Annotated in this window: 19 protein-coding genes; 13 read left to right on the top strand and 6 right to left on the bottom strand. The window is 69.0% G+C overall.

The features are described from left to right. Nucleotides 1-9 precede the first annotated feature (9 nt). Nucleotides 10-1,137, bottom strand: coding sequence for a beta-mannosidase (locus tag AB4Z55_RS22825; protein ID WP_248644732.1), 1,128 nt, complete (start codon nucleotides 1,135-1,137; stop codon nucleotides 10-12). A 34-nt stretch (nucleotides 1,138-1,171) separates the two neighbouring features. Here AB4Z55_RS22825 and AB4Z55_RS22820 point away from each other — a divergent pair, with 34 nt between their 5' ends. Then, entirely contained in the window at nucleotides 1,172-1,717 is a 546-nt protein-coding gene (locus AB4Z55_RS22820; protein ID WP_101820100.1) for a DUF2599 domain-containing protein, read from the top strand. A gap of 53 nt (nucleotides 1,718-1,770) precedes the next feature. Here AB4Z55_RS22820 and AB4Z55_RS22815 read toward each other — a convergent pair whose 3' ends face one another. Genes AB4Z55_RS22815 through AB4Z55_RS22805 form a run of 3 tightly spaced genes read right to left on the bottom strand, consistent with a single transcriptional unit; the run spans nucleotide 1,771 to nucleotide 4,462 of the window. Beyond that, nucleotides 1,771-2,640: a metal ABC transporter permease gene (locus tag AB4Z55_RS22815; RefSeq protein ID WP_239400007.1), complete on the bottom strand. Its 870-nt coding sequence runs from the start codon at nucleotides 2,638-2,640 to the stop codon at nucleotides 1,771-1,773. Beyond that, the gene (locus AB4Z55_RS22810; RefSeq protein WP_369520599.1) at nucleotides 2,637-3,494 is read right to left on the bottom strand and encodes a metal ABC transporter ATP-binding protein; all 858 of its coding nucleotides are present in this window, start codon (nucleotides 3,492-3,494) and stop codon (nucleotides 2,637-2,639) included. The genes AB4Z55_RS22815 and AB4Z55_RS22810 overlap by 4 nt, the downstream gene beginning before the upstream one ends. Continuing rightward, complete coding sequence (locus tag AB4Z55_RS22805; protein WP_369520598.1) at nucleotides 3,491-4,462, bottom strand: metal ABC transporter solute-binding protein, Zn/Mn family; 972 nt, start codon at nucleotides 4,460-4,462, stop codon at nucleotides 3,491-3,493. Before AB4Z55_RS22805 ends, AB4Z55_RS22810 begins: the two co-directional genes overlap by 4 nt. Nucleotides 4,463-4,589: 127 nt before the next feature. On the opposite strand from AB4Z55_RS22805, the gene mshA reads away from it, so the two are divergent. From mshA to AB4Z55_RS22790, 3 genes are all read left to right on the top strand, one after another. Then, a complete protein-coding gene (mshA, locus tag AB4Z55_RS22800; protein WP_369520597.1) occupies nucleotides 4,590-5,939 on the top strand; it encodes a D-inositol-3-phosphate glycosyltransferase in 1,350 nt (449 codons plus the stop codon). 21 nt (nucleotides 5,940-5,960) lie between these two features. Further along, nucleotides 5,961-6,575 (top strand): YbjN domain-containing protein, encoded by a 615-nt coding sequence (locus tag AB4Z55_RS22795; protein WP_369520596.1) that lies wholly within the window; start codon nucleotides 5,961-5,963, stop codon nucleotides 6,573-6,575. An 81-nt stretch (nucleotides 6,576-6,656) separates the two neighbouring features. After that, nucleotides 6,657-8,264: an AMP-binding protein gene (locus AB4Z55_RS22790; protein ID WP_369520595.1), complete on the top strand. Its 1,608-nt coding sequence runs from the start codon at nucleotides 6,657-6,659 to the stop codon at nucleotides 8,262-8,264. A 67-nt stretch (nucleotides 8,265-8,331) separates the two neighbouring features. On the opposite strand, the gene AB4Z55_RS22785 is transcribed toward AB4Z55_RS22790, so the two are convergent. Further along, a complete protein-coding gene (locus tag AB4Z55_RS22785) occupies nucleotides 8,332-9,780 on the bottom strand; it encodes an APC family permease (RefSeq protein WP_239399997.1) in 1,449 nt (482 codons plus the stop codon). A 151-nt stretch (nucleotides 9,781-9,931) separates the two neighbouring features. Between AB4Z55_RS22785 and AB4Z55_RS22780 the strand changes: the two genes are divergently transcribed. From AB4Z55_RS22780 to AB4Z55_RS22765, 4 genes are all read left to right on the top strand, one after another. Then, nucleotides 9,932-10,678 carry a phosphoglyceromutase gene (locus AB4Z55_RS22780; protein WP_004019975.1) on the top strand — a complete coding sequence of 249 codons (747 nt, stop codon included), beginning with the start codon at nucleotides 9,932-9,934 and terminating at the stop codon, nucleotides 10,676-10,678. A gap of 81 nt (nucleotides 10,679-10,759) precedes the next feature. Next, nucleotides 10,760-11,080: a GNAT family N-acetyltransferase gene (locus AB4Z55_RS22775; protein ID WP_004019974.1), complete on the top strand. Its 321-nt coding sequence runs from the start codon at nucleotides 10,760-10,762 to the stop codon at nucleotides 11,078-11,080. A 118-nt stretch (nucleotides 11,081-11,198) separates the two neighbouring features. Further along, nucleotides 11,199-12,614 carry a sensor histidine kinase gene (locus tag AB4Z55_RS22770; protein WP_369520594.1) on the top strand — a complete coding sequence of 472 codons (1,416 nt, stop codon included), beginning with the start codon at nucleotides 11,199-11,201 and terminating at the stop codon, nucleotides 12,612-12,614. After that, nucleotides 12,611-13,297: a response regulator transcription factor gene (locus AB4Z55_RS22765; RefSeq protein WP_101820107.1), complete on the top strand. Its 687-nt coding sequence runs from the start codon at nucleotides 12,611-12,613 to the stop codon at nucleotides 13,295-13,297. The genes AB4Z55_RS22770 and AB4Z55_RS22765 overlap by 4 nt, the downstream gene beginning before the upstream one ends. Before the next feature lie 27 nt (nucleotides 13,298-13,324). Here the strand turns inward: AB4Z55_RS22765 and AB4Z55_RS22760 are convergent, their stop codons facing one another. Further along, nucleotides 13,325-14,185 carry a hypothetical protein gene (locus AB4Z55_RS22760; RefSeq protein WP_369520593.1) on the bottom strand — a complete coding sequence of 287 codons (861 nt, stop codon included), beginning with the start codon at nucleotides 14,183-14,185 and terminating at the stop codon, nucleotides 13,325-13,327. A gap of 55 nt (nucleotides 14,186-14,240) precedes the next feature. Between AB4Z55_RS22760 and AB4Z55_RS22755 the strand changes: the two genes are divergently transcribed. The 5 genes from AB4Z55_RS22755 to proC are packed head-to-tail and all read left to right on the top strand — an operon-like array spanning nucleotide 14,241 to nucleotide 19,725. After that, nucleotides 14,241-15,218, top strand: coding sequence for a Ppx/GppA phosphatase family protein (locus AB4Z55_RS22755; RefSeq protein ID WP_172622045.1), 978 nt, complete (start codon nucleotides 14,241-14,243; stop codon nucleotides 15,216-15,218). Between the two features lie 51 nt (nucleotides 15,219-15,269). Next, a complete protein-coding gene (locus AB4Z55_RS22750) occupies nucleotides 15,270-17,054 on the top strand; it encodes a hypothetical protein (protein ID WP_369520592.1) in 1,785 nt (594 codons plus the stop codon). A 14-nt stretch (nucleotides 17,055-17,068) separates the two neighbouring features. After that, a complete protein-coding gene (locus tag AB4Z55_RS22745) occupies nucleotides 17,069-17,962 on the top strand; it encodes a sugar phosphate isomerase/epimerase family protein (RefSeq protein ID WP_369521048.1) in 894 nt (297 codons plus the stop codon). 38 nt (nucleotides 17,963-18,000) lie between these two features. Continuing rightward, a complete protein-coding gene (locus AB4Z55_RS22740; protein ID WP_369520591.1) occupies nucleotides 18,001-18,858 on the top strand; it encodes a thioesterase family protein in 858 nt (285 codons plus the stop codon). A gap of 6 nt (nucleotides 18,859-18,864) precedes the next feature. Further along, on the top strand, nucleotides 18,865-19,725 hold the full coding sequence (proC, locus tag AB4Z55_RS22735; RefSeq protein ID WP_101820112.1) for a pyrroline-5-carboxylate reductase: 861 nt from the start codon (nucleotides 18,865-18,867) through the stop codon (nucleotides 19,723-19,725). The last annotated feature ends 49 nt before the right edge of the window (nucleotides 19,726-19,774 follow it).

Raw genomic sequence — 19,774 nt, 5'->3', positions numbered from 1 at the left:
CAGTCCCGGTCAGGAGGCGTTCTCGCGCACCACGTTCCATGCCGGGTCGTTCGGTCCGATGTCGTAGGTGCATTCCGTCCCGCGCGGATCCGGCACGAAGGACCACAGCAGTGCGCCGGCGACCCCGGCGGCGCGGTGTCGCGCGATGATGGTCTCGAACTGCTGGGCCCGGCTCGCGACGGAGCCACATGAGCCGGCGTGGATCCCGATCTCGTTGACCACGAGTGGTTTACCGAGTTCGCGAGCCTGTTCCAGTCGTGCGCGCAGATTGCTGCCCGCGGGCCCCGATTCGGGATCGACGTCGGAACGGTAGTCGTGGAAGTCGAGCACGTCCAGACCGGCCGAACGCCCGACCGCGGTGAACCCGGGGCCCGCGAGACCGCACTGGTCGCCGCCCACCAGACCCGAGAAGATCGGGCGGTCCGCGTCGAAGTCGCGGAGGTGGGCACCGGCCTGGTCGAAGAACGATCTCAGCACGGCCGTGGCGTCGGCAGGGCAGGTGCGGTAGCGCCAGTCACAGGAGGTGGCGCCGCATTCGCTGGCCTCGGGTTCCCCGACCAGTTCCCAGCCGGCGATCGACGGCTCGTCGTGCCACCGCGTCACCGCGATCTCGATCCACTCCGCGTAGGACAGTCCGCCGACCCGCTCGTCGGTGCGCCAGCCGTCGACGTAGAAGTCGCGCTCCTTGAACCGCTCGTCCTCACAGTCGCCCGACCCGCCGGTGAGCACCGGCAGCACCATCTGCCGGTGCCGGGCAGCGGCCGCGAAGACGCGGTCGATCGGACCGAAGTCGAGCAGTCCGCTGCGCTTGTCGACGGCGAACACCGAGTACAGGTTGAAGCGGGTGAGTGCTCGGGGCGGGAGTTTGGCGAAGTATCCGTCCGCGTCGACCTGGGCGCCGCAACCGCGGTTGACCGACCAGTCGGTGCTGAGCTGGTAGGCGTTGAAACCGGCGGGCCACCACGGCTTCCCGTCGAGCATCAGACCGTCCGGGGTGGCCGAGGCCCGGTGCGACTGGGTCGACCGGGGAGGTCCCGGATCGGGGGTGCGCGCACACCCGGCAAGGCACAGCAGGGCGACGACGATCGCGGTCAGCAGCACCGTGAGCGCCCGCTTCGTCGTGCGTCGGTGGACCACAAGGAGCAGGCTACCCGTCACCTAAGGTGTCGGTATGTCGACCGGGTTTCACAGGGCGGGTACGGGAGTGGCGGGCGCAGCGCCCAGGTCGTGGCGGGCCGCCGCCGGCGCGCTGGCCGTCGTCGCGGTCCTGTCGGCCTGCGGCACCGACGCCGCCGAGTCCGGACCGCAGGGGACGAGCACGGCCGGCAAGAGCACGACGAGTCCGTCGCCCACCCCGTATTCCTCGGGCCCGTACTCGCCCACCGAGAGCGCGCCGGCGATCGTCTACCGCCCGCCTTACATCGAGCGAACCGAATGGACCGACACCGCAGTCGGCCCGAGCCTCTCGGTGTTCCCCACGAACTCAGGGCGTTACACCACCGAGGCCGGCGCGATGACCGCGGCGTGGGCGGAGGTCGTCGCGCTCGATCCCACCGCCGACACCCCCGGCATGCAGGCCCAATTCGACTGCCACTGGCGGTTCGCGCGCCTCGTCGAACCGGAAAAGCCCAGCTGGAACCTGGAACCCGGCCGCCCCGTCGTCGCCGAGGAGGACATGGTCGGCGCCGGTTGCAATCCCGGCTTCGCCGAGGAGTGACTCAGCGCGTGCGATGCACGCCGTGACTCAGCGCGTGCGATGCACGCCGTGACTCAGCGCGTGCGATGCACGCGGCGGTTGCCGATGATCCGGCACACGACGTAGATCGCGAACGAGATGATCGTGACGAACACCGACACCGGCAGCTTGGGGGCCAGCGACATCAGCAACCCGCCCACCGCCGCGACTTCGGCGAACACGACCGACAGCACCAGCGTGCGCGTCGGATTCGACGTGACGCGCGCGGCCGCGGCGCCGGGGGTGATCATCAGCGACATCACCAGCAGCGCGCCGATGATCTGCACGCCCTGTGCGGCCGCGAGGCCCATGATGATCGCGAACACCACGGACAGCGTCCGGATGGGTACGCCCTGCGCCTGTGCGACACGGGGGTCGGTCGAGGCGAACAGCAGCGGCCGGTAGATCACGGCCAGCACGACGACGACGATGCCGGTCGTGATGGCGATCGCGACGAGGCCGTTGATGCCCACGCTGACGACCTGCCCGGTCAGCAATGCGAAGCCGGTGCCGATCCGGCCGTACAGGGCCAGGAACAGCACCCCGATGCCGAGGCCGAACGCCATGACGACGCCGATCACCGAGTCGCGCTCCCGCGCCTTGTTGCCGAGGAAGCCGAACACCGCCGCGGCGATGACCGCACCGATGACACCGCCGAGGTTCACGCTGAACCCGATCAGCAGGGCCGCCGCGGCGCCGGTCACCGACAGTTCGCTGGCGCCGTGCACCGCGAACGACATCTGCCGCGCGACGATCAGGGGACCCAGCAGGCCACCGAGGAGGCCGAGCAGCACCATCGCGAGCAGCGCCTGCTGCATGAAGTCGTAACCCAGCAGGTCGACGGTGGTGGAGAAGTCCCAGAGGTCGCTCAACGAGCGATCCGCGGCGGTGTAGGTGATGCTCACGCCGGACCGCCCGAGCGCGCGACACCCGAACCCGTCTCCGCGGCACAGTGATGGGCGTCCTCGCCGCCGATCACGACGAGGCGGCCGTTGACGCGGAGCACCTCGACATCGCTGCCGTAGAGCTCGCTCAGTGTCTCCGTCGTCATCACCTCGTGCGGCTCGCCGATGCGGAACCGGCCGTCGACCAGGTACAGGACGCGGTCGACGTAGGGGAGGATCGGGTTGATCTCGTGGGTCACGAAGACCACGGCCGTCCCCGCCTCCCGGCGCCGGCGGTCGATGAGTTCGACGACCACCTGCTGGTTGGTGGGGTCGAGGCTGGCGAGCGGTTCGTCGCAGAGAAGCAGTCCGGGATCGCTCACCACCGCCTGCGCGACCCGCAGCCGCTGCTGCTCACCGCCGGAGAGGACGCCGAGCGGCGCATCGGCGTACGGCAGCGCATCCACCGCGCGCAGGGCGCGGTCGACGAGTTCGCGTCGACGCGACCGTCCGCGCAGACCCACACCCCAGCGACCACCGTCGACTCCGAACCCGACGAGGTCGCGCCCGCGGATGGCCATCGGGTCGGCGTCGTCCTCGGCGTGCTGCTGCGGGATGTAGCCGACCGCGTCGGTGGTGGTGACATTGCCGCGGTCGAGCGCGTACTGGCGCAGCAGGACCCGCAGGAACGAGGTCTTTCCCGAACCGTTCGGCCCCAGGACCGCGATGAATTCGCCGGGCGCGATGGTCAGGTTCAGGTCGTCCCAGAGGATCCGGTCGCCGAACGCGAGTCGGGCGCCGGTGAACGCGACCACGGGCCGGCTGCCCGTCTGCGATCCACCCCGGTCGGCGTCATCGTGGTCTGCCCCGCTCAATTGGAACCGGAACCCAGTGCCGCGGTGAGCGCGTCGATCTGGGCGCCCTGCCAGACGAGGTAGTCCGTGACGCCGTCGGGAAGGGTCTCGGTGAACTTCACGACCGGGACGCCCGCCGAACCCGCGACGTCGAGCATCGCCTGCGTCACCGGATCCACGGCCTGGGTGTTGTAGATGAGCACCTTCGCGCGGCGGTCGGCGAGGATGTCCTGGAGGGCTGCGCGGTCCGCGGCCGCCGGCGACTGGCCCTCTTCCACGGCCTGGGTGAAACCGGCCGGCGCGATGTCGACGAGTCCGGCCTCGGTCAGCATGTAACCCGCGAGCGGCTCGGTCTGCGCGACTTCGGTGCCCGCATGCTGCTCGCGGATCGTGGTGAGCTTCGCCCGCAGGCCGTAGATGCCCGTGGTGAAGGTCTCGGCGTTGGCGCGATAGGTCTCCGCGTTGGCCGGGTCCTGCTCGGCCAGGGCGTCGGCCACCTTGTCGGCCACCTGGGCGACGACCGGCAGGTCGTAGAAGACGTGCTCGTTCTGGTCGTCGTGCGAGTGGTCGTGGGCGCCGTCGGAGTGGGCACCGTCGGAGTGGTCACCTTCGGCGTGGTCGGCCTCGGCGTGCTCGTCGCCCCCGAGCAGGGCGAACGCGTCGACCGCGGTCGCGTCGGAGTTGGCCGCGGCCTCTTCCATGTAGGAGTCGTAGTGGCCGCCGTTGAACACGAGGATGTCGGCGTCGGCGATGGTCGCGGTGTCGGCGGCGGACGGCTCGAACTCATGGGGGTCGCCGTCTGCGTTGTTGTACAGCGCCGTGACCTGGGCCTTGTCCCCGGCGACGGCCGTCGCCACCGAGCCCCACACGTTCGTGGAGGCGACGACGGTCGGCGGGCCGTCGGACCCGCCGGAATTGCTTGAGCAGGCGGACAGCACCAGGGCGGCGGCAGACAGCACGCCGGCCGCGGCCAGCAGGGATTTCTTCATCGACAACCTTTACGCAAATGACAATCGTTACCGAAAACAGTCTAGGTGATCGCGCCGGCGGGCGTGCAGGGTGTCCGCGCGCCGGGGGACGCGTCACCCGATGCGGCGTTTCTCTATGGTGGAGACCATGACCTCCAGCCCGTTCCCGCGGCGTGTCGCGCTGATCTCCGTGCACACCTCGCCGCTGGCGCAACCGGGTACCGGGGACGCGGGGGGAATGAACGTCTACGTGTGGCAGACGGCGACCCGGCTGGCCCGTCGAGGGGTCGAGGTCGAGATCTTCACGCGCGCGACGTCCTCGGCCGACGCGCCGTCGGTCGCCGCCGCGCCGGGGGTCACGGTGCGCAATGTGGTCGCCGGACCGTTCGAGGGCCTCGACAAGCGCGACCTGCCCGCCCAGCTGTGCGCGTTCACGGCCGGGGTGCTCCGCGCCGAGGCGGCCCAGGCGCCCGGCCACTACGACGTGATCCACTCGCACTACTGGCTCTCCGGCCAGGTGGGCTGGCTCGCCCGCGACCGGTGGGGGGTTCCACTGGTACACACCGCGCACACCCTCGCTGCGGTCAAGAACGCGTCATTGGCCGAGGGCGACACGGCGGAGCCCCAGCTCCGCGTGATCGGGGAGCAGCAGGTCGTCGGCGAGGCCGATCGGCTGGTCGCGAACACGCAGACCGAGGCGGCCGAACTGCTCTCGATGTACGGCGCCGCCGCCGACCGCATCGACGTGGTGACTCCGGGCGCCGATCTGGACTGCTACACACCGGGATCCGCCTCGGCGGCGCGCGCGGCACTCGGCCTCGATCCCGACGAGATGATCGTGACGTTCGTCGGGCGCATCCAGCCGCTCAAGGCCCCGGATCTCCTCGTGGCCGCTGCCGCGCCGCTCATCCGCGAGTCCGCCGAGTCCGGCCGAAAGCTGCGACTGCTCATCGTCGGCGGACCGTCGGGGTCGGGCCTGCAACGACCCACCGCACTGATGGACCAGGTTGCCGAACTCGGCATCGCCGATGCGGTGACCTTCCTGCCACCGCAGCCGGCGGATCGTCTGGTGCAGGTCTACCGGGCGTCGGATGTCGTTGCGGTGCCGAGTCATTCGGAGAGCTTCGGGCTGGTCGCGATCGAGGCGCAGGCATGCGGGAGGCCCGTCATCGCCGCGAATGTCGGCGGTCTCGGCGTGGCCGTCGACGACGGCCGGACCGGCGTCCTCGTCAACGGGCACGGGGTCGGCGACTGGACGAACGCGCTCGAGAAACTCCTCGCGCAACCCGAACGTCTCGTCGAGCTCGGCCACAACGCCCGTTCCCACGCCGAGCAGTTCTCGTGGGAACACACGGTGGATCAGCTGCTGGAGAGTTATGGCCGCGCCATGCGGTCCTTCGCCGCCCACCGGAGTCCGGAGTCGCCCGACCCGTCGGCGACGGCTGCGGCTCGCGTCCGACGCCGCTGGCGGCGCCGGCGCAACCGGGTGACCGTCTGAATTCACCGAAGAGAGGATGCCGTGAGCCGCACCGAGGTCGTCGACCTGCTCGAGAAGACGCTGGGCGAGAACGAGATCGCCTTCACACGCAAGAGCGGCGGCGGCGCCGACGTCGACCATGTGGTCGTCGAGTTGCCCGGCGAACGCAAACTCAAGACCACCGTGCTGCTGACGGCGAGCGAGCACGGTGTCCGAGTGGAGGCCTTCGTCTGTCGTCGGCCCGACGAGAACCACGCCGGGGTCTACAAACACCTGCTGAAGCGCAATCGCCGGCTGTACGGCGTCGCCTACACCATCGACAACACCGGTGACATCTACCTGGTGGGTCGGATCTCCGCCGATGCGTTGAGTTCCGGCGAGGTCGATCGCATTCTGGGTCAGGTCCTCGAGGCCGCCGACGGCGACTTCAACACCCTGCTCGAACTCGGCTTCCTCACCTCGATCCGGCGCGAGTGGGCGTGGCGGGTGTCGCGCGGTGAGTCCCTGCGCAACCTGCTCGCGTTCGAGCACCTGATCGACAAGGAGTCCCTGCCGGAGGCTGGGGCGCCGCTGGAAGGCCGCTACGTGCCCGGCGAGTCGGTCCTCGAGGGTGCAGACCAGGCGACTGACGTCGGGTCGAAATCGGACGAATCGTAGACTCGTCGCGAGAGGTCCACGTCACATCGTGTCAATAGTCGTTGATACGATGCGGGCGAGAAATTCCCCAATGGAGGTGTCATGAGCTTCACGAGTCCGTTCCCTGACGTCGAGATCCCCGATGTGAGCGTGTTCGAGTTCCTGTTCGGTGCGGTCGCTGAGGAGGATCTGGGACGCACCGCTCTGGTCGATCCGAAGTCGGGGGCGACGACGACGTATGCGCAGTTGATCTCGCAGATCGATGCGGCGGCGGGTGCGTTGGCGTCGCGGGGGATCGGTGTGGGTGATGTGGTGGGCATCCTGTCGCCCAACATCCCGGCGTTCGCGACGGTCTTCCACGGCATCTTGCGGGCCGGCGGCACCGCGACGACGATCAACGCGCTGTTCACCGGGCCCGAGATCGCCAAGCAGCTGCGGGATTCGGGCGCGAAGATGCTGGTGACGATCTCGCCGATGCTGGAGCAGGCCAAGGCCGCCGCCGCCGAGGTCGGGCTGGCGGATGCGGATCTGATCGTCCTCGACGGCGAGGGTCAGGACGCCTCGGGGCATCCGAACGCCGCCGATCTGTTGGGGGCGGGGTTGTCCGCGCCGGAGGTGTCGTTCGATCCGTCGACGCATGTGGCGGTGCTGCCGTATTCGTCGGGCACGACCGGCAATCCGAAGGGTGTGGCGCTCTCGCACCGCAACCTCGTCGCCAACGTCGCCCAGATCCGTCCGCTGCAGGGCATGGGCGCCGACGACGTGGTGATCGCGGTGCTGCCGTTCTTCCACATCTACGGCATGACGGTGCTGCTCAACGCCGCCCTCTACAACCGGGCGTCGCTGGTGATCATGCCGCGCTTCGATCTGGTCGAGTTCCTGGAGAACATCCAGAACCACAAGGTGACGATGGCCTACATCGCCCCGCCGGTGGCGGTGGCGCTGGCCAAGCACCCGATCATCGACAACTACGACCTGTCCTCGCTGCACACGATGATGTCGGGGGCCGCACCGCTGGATGACGAGCTGGGTCAGGCGGTGGCCAAGCGTCTGGACCTGCACATGCTGCAGGGCTACGGCATGAGTGAGTTGTCGCCGGTCAGCCACATCATCCCGGCCGACACCCCGGGTCTGCTGGGGCAGCAGGATCCGCCGCTGTCCTCCACGGGCTGGGCGGTGCCCAACTCGGAGAACAAGATCGTCGATCCCGCCTCCGGCGCGGAGATCGAGCTGCCGAGCGAAGGGCTGTCCGAACCCGGCGAGCTGTGGGTGAAGGGCCCCAACGTGATGCTGGGATATCTGAACAACGAGCAGGCGACCGCCGACACCATCGACGCCGATGGTTACCTGCACACCGGTGACATGGCGCAGGTCGATCCGACCGGTTGCGTCTACATCGTCGACCGGCTCAAGGAACTGATCAAGTATAAGGGCTACCAGGTGCCGCCGGCCGAGCTCGAGGCGCTGTTGCTGACCAACGACAAGATCGCCGACGCGGCGGTCATCGGCGTCATCGAGCCGGAGTCCGGTGAGGAGATCCCGAAGGCGTTCGTGGTGCGTCAGCCCGATGCCGACATCTCCGCCGAGGAGGTCATCGAGTTCGTGGCGTCGAAGGTCGCCCTGCACAAGAAGGTTCGTGCGGTGGAGTTCATCGAGACGATCCCGAAGTCGGCCTCGGGCAAGATCCTGCGCAAGGACCTCCGGAAGTAGTTCCGGCTCGTGACACCCGTATGACGTTGTGTCCGGATTCCGGGCACAACGTCATACTTGTCTGTGCTCAGGGGATCTCGTGCGGCGGGATGTCGTCATACGCCGAGGTGGCGGCGGTTCCCGAGCGCTTGTTCCACCAGTAGGTGAGGGCCCACAGGACGATGCCGAGGAGCAGCAGCCAGCCGGCGACGACGTACTGCTCGGGGTCACGTCCGGTGATCGGCAACGTCAGGTAGCCGCAGGTGACCGCGCCGAGGACCGCGATGGGTGTGTAGGTGCGGAAGTGCTTGTGCCCCACCTTGTCCTTGCGCAGCACCAGAACCGACACGTTGACGACGGTGAACACCGCGAGCAGCAACAGTGCGGTGGTGCCGCCGAGCAGGCCGACGATCGAACCCTCGGGATCGGCGCTGACGTAGGTGAGCAGGCACAGCGCGATGACGGTGGTGAAGACGATGGCGGCGAAGGGCGTCCGGCGCCCCGGGTGCACATAGGCGAGGAACTTCGGGAGCACACCCTGCTTGGCCATGCCGTACAGCAACCGGCTGGCCATCATCATGTTGATGAGCGCGGTGTTGGCGACGGCGAACATCGAGATCCAGGGGAGCAGGTCCGACATCGGGAAGTCCGGGGCCGCGGTCTGCACGACGTCGACGAGCGGGGTCTCGCTCTCGGCGAGGACGCCGACCGGGACGATCGCCACGGCGCAGATCGCGATGAGCACGTAGACGACCGCGGTGATGCCGAGGCCGCTCAGCATGACCTTCGGGAAGATCCGGGTGGGTTCCTTGCACTCCTCGGCCATGTTCACCGAGTCCTCGAACCCGACCAGGGCGAAGAACGCCAGGGACGTCGCCGCGGTGACCGCGATGAAGACGTTCTTGTCGTCGGGACTCTCGAAGGCCACCACCGCATCCCAGTGATCGGCGTTGCCGCCCACGATGAACCAGTAGCCGATGAACAGCACCAGGAGCAGGCCGGTCAGCTCGACGAGGGTCAGGACCACGTTGGTGCCCACACCTTCGGCGACGCCGCGGAAGTTGATGAACATGACCAACAGCAGGAATCCGATGGCGATGGCGAACAGTGCCGGACTCGTGGCATCGGGTTTGTCGCCGCTGAAGGCGGCCAGCATGTTCACCGCGAACGCGCGGGACGCGGTGGTCGCCGACGTGATGCCCGAACACATGACGGTGAACAGCACGATGAACGTGATGAAGTGGACGCCGAATGCCTTGTGCACGTACAGCGCGGCGCCGGCGGCCTGGGGATACTTCGTCACCAGCTCCAGGTAGGAGAACGCCGTCAGCGTCGCCACCGCGAAGGCGATCAGGAACGGCAACCAGGCCGCGCCGCCGACCTCGCCGGCGACCTGACCGGTGAGCGCGTAGACGCCGGTGCCCAGGATGTCGCCGATGATGAACAGCAACAACAGCTTCCAGCCCAACACGCGTTTGAGCTCGGGCTGCTTCTCCGCATTCTGGCCGGTCGCGCCGGCGTCTGTACTGGCTGTCATGCGCTCACGCTAGACCTGCCCTGGTCCGTTCGCGCGGCGAATCGACGGGTTCTTTACCATTTCGCCGATCCGCGGCGTTCACCGGGGGTCGGCCAGGGGCGGGGCCGCCGGTGCGGAGAGGTCGCGCATCGACTGTGGAAAACTATCGGCCATGAGCAACGGCACCTTGATCCTGATGCGTCACGGCGAGAGCGAATGGAATGCGTCCAACCAGTTCACCGGCTGGGTCGATGTGGCGCTCACCGAGAAGGGCAAGGCCGAGGCCGAGCGCGGCGGCGAGCTCCTCGTCGAGCACGACCTGCTGCCCGACGTCGTCTACACATCGCTGTTGCGCCGGGCCATCACGACGGCGCACATCGCGCTCGACCGCGCGGACCGCCTGTGGATTCCGGTGATCCGCGACTGGCGGCTCAACGAGCGGCATTACGGCGCACTGCAGGGCCTCAACAAGGCGGAGACCAAGGAGAAGTTCGGCGACGAGCAGTTCATGCTGTGGCGTCGTAGCTACGACACCCCGCCGCCGGCGATCGAGCCCGACGCGGAGTACAGCCAGGTCGGCGATGCGCGTTACGCCGACCTCGCCGAGGTCCCCCTCACCGAGTGCCTCAAGGACGTGGTCGACCGCTTCATCCCGTACTACCTCGAGACCATCGTGGCCGACGTGAAGGCGGGCAAGAACGTCCTGCTGGCCGCCCACGGCAACTCGCTGCGCGCGCTGGTCAAGCATCTCGACGGGATCTCCGACGACGACATCGCCGGGCTGAACATCCCCACCGGTAACCCGTTGCGCTACGACCTCGACGACGACCTGAAGCCGCTGAACCCGGGTGGTACCTACCTCGACCCCGAGGCCGCCGCCGCCGGCGCCGCCGCGGTCGCCGCGCAGGGGCAGAAGTAGGCGTCGGAGTCCGTTCGGACATCCAGACGTGACACGTTTCGCCATGGCGTCGATGGTGTGGCGCGCGCTACATTAGACGGCATGGCGGACGTGGGAAACCTGCGAATCGAGCATTCACCTGCGCGGGAGCGGTACGAGGCGATCCTCGTCGCCGAATCCTCGGGCGAGGACGAGGTCGTCGGATACGTCGACTATGTCTCCGAGCCGTACCAGGTGGTCGTCACGCACACCGTGATCCGGGAACAGTTCAGTGGTCACGGCTATGCGGGACAACTGGTCCGGGCCGTCCTCGAGGACATCCGTGGCAGCGGCAAGCAGGTGGTGCCGGTCTGCTCCTATGTGCAACGTTTCATCGAGCGCCATCCGGAGTTCGCCGACATGGCGGTACCGGTTCCCCAATGACCGTCCCGGTCGGGCTGATTCCCACGCTCGCGGGGTCTCCGGCCAACTCCGCGTGAACAACTGCCGAACACCTTCGTCAGATGTGCGTTCGGAGTTGGTCGAGCCGTAAGCTGCCCCTGTGACCGCCGCAATCTCCGCCGCGACGATCGCGTTCGTACTCGCGCTCTGCCTCGGTGTCGTGATCGGACGACGCACCCGGGACCCCAAACGGTCTCGCGGATCCGCGTTCATCGATCGCCTCTCACGTGGTTCCGCGTCCGCAGACGCCACCGCGACCGTCCTCCCCGACACCCTCGGCCCCCGTGCTGTGCCGACCTGGGCGGAGGTTCGCGACTCCGATGTCCAGGCGACCACCGATGACGGTCGGATGACCAAGGCCGGACTGCTGAGCATGGTGGTGCGCAACACCGAGACCGCCATCGCCGTCGTCGACGAGTTCCGCGACGTCGTGCTGTACAACCAGCGGGCCGTCGAACTCGGACTCGTGCGCGAGATGCTGCTGGCCGACCCCGTGTGGGATGCGGTGAAGGAAGTCCTCGACACCGGGGTCGCCCGCCGCTTCGAGTTCAGTCCGCCGATGTCGAGTCTCGGCTTCGTCTCGACGGGCCGGACCCCACGGCCCAGCGTCGAACACGTGCGCTGCCACGCCAAGATCGTCGCGCAGGGCGACGAACGCTACGTCGTCGCATACGGGCTCGACGACACCGAACACAAACGCGTGGAGGCCACCCGGCGGGACTTCGTCGCCAACGTCTCACACGAACTCAAGACACCGGTGGGGGCCATCGGCCTGCTCGCCGAGGCGCTGCTGGAGTCGGCCGACGACACCGACTCGGTACAGCACTTCAGCCGTCGCGTGGTCGGCGAGACCAAGCGCATGGGCAACATGGTGAGCGAACTGCTGGCGCTGTCCCGGCTGCAGGACGGCGTCACGCCGGAGTTCACCTGCATCGATGTCGATTCGCTCATCGACGACGCGCTGGCGTCGGCGACCCTCGCCGCCGAGGCGGCGGCGATCGAGTTGCGCGCGGACGACCCGATCGGGGTGATCATCCGCGGTGACCGGCCGCTGCTGCTCACCGCGTTGAACAACCTCATCTCCAACGCCGTCTCGTACTCACCGTCGGACACCGTGGTCTCCATCAGTCGCCGGGTCATCAAGATCGACGGCCGGCCGATGGTGGCCATCGCGGTCACCGACCGCGGGATCGGGATCGAGCCGGACGATCAGCAGCGCGTCTTCGAACGGTTCTTCCGGGTCGACAAGGCCCGCTCGCGGATGACCGGCGGCACCGGCCTCGGTTTGGCCATCGTCAAGCACGTGGCCGCCAACCACGGCGGCACCATCAACCTGTGGAGCAAGCCCGGTACGGGCTCGACGTTCACGCTCTGCATTCCGGAGGACCTCTCGGACACCGGCTGGCCGGTGGCGGCCGAGCAGGCCCTGTCCGATCCCGATTCCCCGCCCCGCGCACTGCCCTCCACGGAGGGTGACGACCCATCTGCCCGACCCACCGAAGGACACACGAGTTGACCCACGTTCTGATCGTCGAGGACGAGGAATCGCTGGCGGACCCGCTGGCATTCCTGTTGCGCAAGGAGGGCTTCGAGGCCAGCGTCATCACCGATGGCGCACAAGCCCTGTCGACCTTCGATCGGGTGAGTCCCGACATCGTGCTCCTCGATCTCATGCTGCCCGGGATGTCCGGTACCGAGATCTGCAAGGCCCTGCGCACCCGGTCGAATGTCCCGGTGATCATGGTGACCGCGCGGGACAGCGAGATCGACAAGGTCGTCGGCCTCGAACTCGGCGCGGATGACTATGTGACCAAGCCGTATTCGGCCCGCGAGCTGATCGCCCGGATCCGCGCGGTGCTGCGTCGCGGCGGGGACGTCCCCGACGATGGTCTGGATATCGGGATCCTGGAGGCCGGCCCGGTCCGGATGGACGTCGAACGGCATACCGTGGCGGTCAACGGAACCCCGATCACGTTGCCACTCAAGGAGTTCGATCTCCTCGAATACCTACTGCGCAACGCCGGCCGGGTCCTGACCCGGGGCCAGCTCATCGACCGGGTGTGGGGCGTCGACTACGTCGGCGACACCAAGACGCTCGACGTGCACGTCAAGCGGCTGCGCTCCAAGATCGAGCCGGATCCGGCGAATCCCAAGCACCTCATCACCGTTCGCGGTCTCGGGTACAAACTCGAGGCCTGAGCGGCGGGCCGGACGACCCCCGCTCGACTACTCCGGGGGTTGCAGCTCGTATTTGACGTCGGTCTCGCGACGTCGTGTCGCGGCCTGCGTCGCCGGGTGGACAGCGATGAGGCCCAGTCCGTTTCGGCGCCGGCAAGCAGCCGCGAGGGCGGCGTAGGCGGCTTCGCCGAGCAGGGCGGTGAGCTCGGGTGCATACGATTCCCAGACCTGCTTGGCGCCGACGTGGGCGTCGGGGGAGCCCGAGCAGTACCACTTCAGATCGTGGCCGCCCTCGCCCCACCCGCGCCGGTCGAATTCGGTGATCGTCGTCTGGAGCACCTGTGTGCCGTCCGGCCGTTCCACCCAGTCCTGCTCGCGCCGTACCGGGAGCTGCCAGCACACGTCGGGCTTGACCGTCAGGGGTTCGAGTCCCTTGCGCAGCGCCATCGAGTGCAGCGCGCAGCCGACGCCGCCGGCGAACCCGGGGCGGTTGAGGAAGATGCACGCCCCCTTGTGAAGTCGGGTCTTGAGGGCGGGTTCGTCGTCGAGGTCGCTCTCCTCGAGGTAGCCCTTGGGGCCGACCGGATCCTTGCCCGAGCCCTTCTTGTGGAACTGCCAGTCCGCGGGCGTCAGCATCGCCACCCCGCGGGCGAGGGTCTCGCGATCGTCGTCGTCGGACAGGTACGCGCCGTGACTGCAGCAACCGTCGGTCTCCCGGCCGGGCAGGATGCCCTGACACGCCGGCGTGCCGAATACGCACGTCCAGTGCGAGAGCAGCCAGGTGAGGTCGGCCCTGACGACGTGCTCCGGATCGGCGGGATCGGCGAATTCGTACCATTCGCGCGGAAAGTCGAGTCCGACCTCCGGCGCGGGATCGATGCGGGGCGCGGACGGCGAGATGGCGGTCACCTCTCATACGGTAGCCGGGATCGGGCGGGGGAGGCCGCTGCACTACCGTTGACCCGTGCGCTTAGGAGTCCTCGACGTGGGCAGCAACACAGTCCACCTCCTGGTGGTCGATGCCCACCGTGGCGGCCATCCCACCCCGATGAGTTCGACCAAGGCGGTTCTGCGTCTGGCCGAACAGATAGACGTCGACGGCCGGATGAGTGACCGGGCCGTCGCCAAGCTCATCGACTCGATCGACGAGTTCACCCATATCGCGCGGACGTCCGGCTGCGAGCAGATGATGGCGTTCGCGACGTCGGCGGTGCGGGACGCGACGAACTCCGACGATCTGCTCGACGAGATCGAGCAGCGGACCGGGGTACGGGTGCTGGTGCTGTCGGGTCGCGACGAGGCCCGCCTCACCTCGCTGGCGGTGCGCCGTTGGCGAGGGTGGAGCGCCGGGCGCATTCTCGCGCTCGACATCGGCGGTGGCTCGCTGGAGATGTCCAACGGTGTCGACGAGGAACCCGACGTGGCGTTGTCGTTGCCGCTGGGTGCCGGACGCCTCACCCGCGAGTGGTTGCCCGACGATCCGCCGGACCGTCGCCGGGTCGGTGTACTGCGCGACTGGCTCGACGCCGAACTGCGTGCGCCGGCGGCACAGCTGCTGGCACCCGGTGCGCCCGATCTGTGCGTCGGGACGTCGAAGACCTTCCGGAGTCTCGCCCGCCTGACCGGGGCGGCGCCGTCGAGTGCCGGACCACGGGTGCGCCGCGAGCTGACGACGAGCGGGCTGCGTCAACTCATCTCGTTCATCTCCCGCATGACCAAGGCCGATCGTGCGGAACTCGAGGGTGTCAGTTCCGACCGCGCCGGGCAGCTCGTCGCCGGTGCGCTGGTCGCCGAGGCGGCGATGCGCGCGTTGCAAGTCGATACACTGGAAATCTGTCCGTGGGCACTTCGCGAGGGTGTGATCCTGCGCAGGCTCGACGCCGAGCAGGCCGACTCGCTGGAGCCGACACCGGCGCGCGGCGTACACGAGGGCGTCGGCTGAGCCGGAGCCCCGGAGCAAGGACGTTCGAGAACGAGGACGGAGAGCCACTTCATGCCGAAGGATTCGGAGCCCGAATCTCGACCCATCTCGGTGTCGGAACTTCTCGCCCGCTCGCAGGGGGCGGAGAAGGACTCGCCGGCACCCTCGCGCGAGGGACGGGGACGCAGGCGCGCCGGACGTGACGGCTCGTTCTCGGTGTCCGCCCTGACCGGCGAGATCCCCAGGGTCACCGACGCCGACCCGGCACCCGAGACCCCGGCCCGGCCCGAGCCGGCCGCCCAACCCGGATCGACCGCCACGGCGGCCTCAGCTGCCGAGCCGAAGACCCCGGCCCGGCCCGAGACCCCGACCAGGCCCGAGCCGGCTGCCCGGCCCGAACCGGCCGCACCGGCCGCGCGCGCCGAACGTCCGGCGCCGGTCACCCCGCCCGAGCGGGACACGACCCCCCGGGCCCGGCCGGACGCGACCGCAGCACCGTTCCCGCGTTCCGGGAACCCGATCGCACGTCGCCCGGCCGACGATCAGCCGGTCGTCGACCGCCCGCGTGCCGACCAGCAGCAAGGGCGGCCCGGCGGACGCACCGCCAGCGGGATGCCCGGTTACGGCCAGGGTTCCGTCCCGCCGATGTCGACCCGCGACTTCAGTTCGGAGGCGGTGGCACGCCGTCTCGGCCAGACCCCGCCGCGCGACTCCGCTCCCGTCGACCAGGAGTCGGCGAACGCCGTCACCGGGATCATCCCGGTGGTCGGTGAGAACGGTCAGGATCTGTCCGTCGTGGACTCCGACGATGTGGTCACCTACGACCTCAGCGAGGTCGACGCGGGCCCCGGCGGCCCCCGCGAGCGGGGTGACGGCGGGTTCTCCGAGGTCATGGACTTCGACGCCTACCGCAACTTCGCCGACGTGGAGGGAGACGGCGACAGGACCGGCGGTCGAGACCGTGCCGACGCGGGGGCGCGGAAGAGCGCAGCGGCGAAGAAGTCCAAGACGTCCGGTGTCGGCGGACTGGCACGGAAGCTCTTCGGCACCAAGAAGCGCGACCGGACCGAGAACGAGCGGACTGTCGACGAGCGCCGGTCCGATGACGACCAGCACGACCGCGCCGGTGACGACCCGACGTCCGACTGGGCGGCGACCGCGGCAGCCGCCGCAACCGCGGGCGGGACGACGGCGGCGATCGCCGCGGCGCGGCCCGACGCGCACCCGGCCGACGACGACCTCGCCCACAGCGACCCGACCGATGTCCACGCCGGTGACACCCGAGCGACGGACCGCGCCACCGACGACCACCCGACCGAGGCCATCGCGCCGGTTGCGTCCGAGCAGGAGGTTGCCGGCCGGGTCGACCTCGTGAAGGACGACACTCCCGAGGGGCCCGTCGAGTCGGGGGAGCCGGATGAGTTCGACGCCCTGCACGACACGACGGACATCGACGAGACGCCCGGTGCCGAATCCGGGCACCCGACCCCCGCGGACGATCCGGCCGGGCACGGCGACCAGCACGACGCCGGCACGGTCCTGGTTGAGCGTGCCGAGGCCGACGACGCCCCCGACGGGGCAGTAGACGATGCCGAGCAGTCGCCGGTGAAAGCGTGGCTGCTGTTGTTCGGGCAGGCCGTGGCCGGTCTGGCCGTCGGCGTCGGCCTGTTCTGGGGCTTCACCGAACTGTGGCGCTGGAATCCGTACTTCGCGCTGGTGCTCGCCGTGCTGGTGATCTTCGGCATCGTGACGCTCTCGCACGTGGTCCGGCGCACCAAGGACCTGCCGACGACGCTGCTCGCGCTCGGTGTGGGGCTGCTGGTCACCATCGGGCCGCTGGTGTTGTTGGCCGCGTGAGCCGGCCCGAACCGATGAACCCGCGTCCGGCGGCCGAGATCCCGATCGGGCTCTCGACGGCGTCGGTGTATCCCCAGAACACCGAGGCGGCCTTTGCCTACGCCGCCGAACTGGGGTTCGACGGTGTGGAGCTGATGGTGTGGGGTGACTCCCTCAGCCAGGACATTCGGCGCGTCGAATACCTGTCGGACCACTATCAGGTGCCGGTGCTGTCCATCCACGCGCCGTGTCTGCTCATCACCCAGCGGGTCTGGGGACGCGACCCGGTCGTGAAGCTGGCGCGCGCGGTGGAGGCGGCCGAGGACCTCGGCGCGTCCACCGTCGTCGTGCATCCGCCGTTCCGGTGGCAGCGTGGCTACGTCGCGGCCTTCGACGATCTCGTCGACGAACTCGAGGCGGACAGCGGCATCGCCGTCGCGGTGGAGAACATGTTCCCGATGCGCGCCGACCGATTGTTCGGCGCGGGTGAACCCTCGGTTCGCCGCCTGGCCAAGCGGGGCGGCGGTCCCGGCCTGGCAGCGTCGGCGTTCGGCAAGTCCATCGACCCGACCGACGACGGCTACGCGCACTACACCCTCGACCTCTCGCACACAGCGACCGCAGGCGTCGACGCCCTCGCCCTTCTCGACCGGATGGGTTCGCGGCTCAACCACCTGCACCTGGCCGACGGCCACGGGGCAGCCACCGACGAGCACCTCATCCCGGGTGACGGCGGCCAGCCCTGCGCGGAGGTGTGCCGGCGCATCGCCGCGAGCGACTTCGCCGGGGCCGTTGTGCTCGAGGTCACCACCGGCAGTGCGCGCACGAAACCCGAACGCAGCGCGCTACTGGCCCGTTCGCTAGATTTTGCGCGGCGGCATCTCAAACGGGAGCTGCACCCCGAGCCGCTCGGCCACTTCAGCCGCTGACTTCTCGGGGGACGAGTCTCCTCGACGAAGGCGGGACGATGACCAGCAAGATCACCGAGGTGCAGGAGCTGACCGAGGTGGGCCGGGGCGGTCCGGACTCGATCACCCTGCGGGCGCACATCGACGCGACGTTCACCATCGGTCCCAAGGTGCACGGCGGCACGCTGCAGATGGTGGTCGCCACGGCGGCGCGTACGGCGCTCACCGCACTGACGCCGGACGGTGACCGGCTCGCGGAGTCGGCCGCCGCGATGATCCCGGTGGCGATCTCGAGCGACTACCTCACCGCCCCCGATGCCGCGGACATCGATCTGGAGATCTCCGTGCGCAAACGCGGACGCACCGTCACCGTGCTCACCGTCGACGCGGTCCAGCTCGGCCGTACCGTCGTGTCGTCGTCGGTCACCATGGCCCGGCCCGACAGCGGCCGGCCGCACCACTCCGCCCCCACGGTCCTCGACGCGCTGCCCGTGGAGCCGTCGCCGACGGGTATCCCGCTCGACGGTTCGCCCATCGCCGAGGTCAATCACCTGGGGGCCGCCATCGATCTGGTCCTCGACTCGGAGACGTTCCCCGTTGTCCGCGGTGAGACCGGCGAGCCGCTCGTGCGGGGATGGATCCGGCCGAAGGGTGTCGAACCCGACGAATACTTCACGGTCCTGGTGGGCGACATCTCGCCGCCCGTCGTGATGAACCTGGCCCTGTTCGGGTGGGCACCCACCGTCCAGTTGACCACCTATGTCCGGCGGCATCCCGCGCCCGGCTGGCTGCGATTCGCCGCCACGAGTTCCGAGGTCGGCCCCGGGATGTTCGAGGAGGACCATCTCGTGGTGGACTCGACCGGGACGGTCGTCGCACAGTCCCGCCAGCTCGCCCTCATCCCCTCAGGAAGGTAGACATCCGTGTCCGAACGCATCGCCATCATCGGCGGAGGCAAGATCGGCGAGGCACTGCTCGCCGGTTTGATCGGTGCAGGCACCCCGACCAAGGACCTCGTCGTCGCCGAGCGACTGGAGAGCCGCGCCACCGAGATCGCCGATGAGTACGGCGTGCTGGTCACCGACGTCAAGAGCGCCGCGGAATCGGCGCAGTACGTCTTCTTGGCGATCAAACCGGACGACGTCGACTCGATCCTGCGCATCCTGGCCTCGGCGGAGGACAACGCGGATTCCGAGCGGGTGACCGTGACGCTCGTCGCCGGTCTGCCGCTGTCGCGATACGAGAGCGCGCTGCAGGCCGGGTCGCCGGTCATCCGGGTCATGCCCAACACCCCGATGCTCGTGAACGAGGCGATGTCGGCGGTCTCGGCCGGACGCTACGTCGGTGACGAGCAGCTGCAGGCCGTGGTCAAGATCCTGCAGACGGTCGGCCGCGTCACGGTCGTGCCGGAGAAGCAGATGGACGCGGTCACCGCGGTGTCCGGTTCGGGACCGGCCTATGTCTTCCTGCTCGCCGAGGCGATGATCGACGCCGGCGTGGGCCTCGGCCTGACCCGCGCCCAGGCCTCCGAGATGGCGGTCCAGACCATCCGCGGCGCGGGCATCCTGCTGAGCGACTCCGGTCTGTCCGCGGTCGATCTGCGCGCGGCCGTGACGTCGCCCGGCGGCACCACCGCCGAGGCCATCCGTGAATTCGAGGCCAACGGCCTACGGCACGCCGTCTACCAGGCGACTCGCGCCTGCGCGGCCGCCAGCGCGCGGGGTGGACGTCGAGTGGAAGTCGAGGGTTTGGCGCAGGGACACGCCGTCACCGACACCCCATGAATTGTGGTCCAAGGGCCGACAAACCCCAGCATGTTGGGGTCGAGTCACA

Origin of the sequence: Gordonia sp. ABKF26 (assembly GCF_041103195.1) — a bacterium.
In the GTDB taxonomy this organism is placed as follows: Bacteria; Actinomycetota; Actinomycetes; order Mycobacteriales; family Mycobacteriaceae; genus Gordonia; species Gordonia terrae.
Note: the sequence above shows the minus strand (reverse complement) of the source record. Positions and strands in the feature narration are given on the sequence as shown.